The following is an 812-nucleotide window of genomic DNA, read 5'->3' as shown; positions in this document are numbered from 1 at the left end:
CTGGACGGGAAAGTTCAGGTGAATGGTGAAGTTGTCACTAAACCTCGCACCAAAGTTATGGGTGGTGAGGAAATTACTTTGCAAGCCGAGCTGGAAGATGAAGAACGCTGGGAAGCGCAAGATATCCCACTAGATATCGTCTACGAAGATGATGACATCATCGTAATCAATAAGCCTCGTGACTTCGTCGTTCACCCTGGTGCTGGTACACCAGATGGTACCGTGCTGAATGCATTGCTACATCATTACCCAGACATCGCAGAAGTACCGCGAGCGGGCATCGTACATCGTCTTGATAAAGACACCACAGGTCTGATGGTTGTGGCGAAAACCGTTCCTGCGCAAACGCGTTTGGTTCGTGCTCTGCAAAAACGCAACATCACGCGTGAGTACGAAGCGATTGCAATCGGTCGTATGACAGCGGGTGGTAAAGTGGATCAACCAATTGGTCGCCACTCGACTAAACGCACACTCATGGCTGTAGCTCCTTTGGGTAAACCTGCGGTAACGCACTACCGTGTAGCAGAGCACTTCCGTGAGCATACGCGTATCCGTCTGCGTTTGGAAACTGGTCGTACTCACCAAATCCGTGTTCATATGTCTTACCTACAGCATCCTCTGTTAGGTGATACTGCTTACGGTGGTCGTGCACGCATTCCTACTGGTGCATCGCAAGAACTGACGGACATGATTCGTGGTTTTGATCGTCAGGCGCTACACGCTGTAATGCTTCGTTTTCAACACCCGATAACTGGTGAAGAACTGGAATTCCATGCTCCAGTACCAGACGATATGGTGGCTATGACAGAAGC

The 812-nt window shown here is 50.0% G+C and carries 1 protein-coding gene; it reads left to right on the top strand.

Going from position 1 to position 812, the window contains the following annotated elements:
* The coding region (rluD, locus tag R7R24_RS25980) for a 23S rRNA pseudouridine(1911/1915/1917) synthase RluD (protein ID WP_318120004.1) at positions 1–812 on the top strand (812 nt) is incomplete at both ends.

This window comes from Vibrio sp. 704, assembly GCF_033339295.1.
Note: the sequence above shows the minus strand (reverse complement) of the source record. Positions and strands in the feature narration are given on the sequence as shown.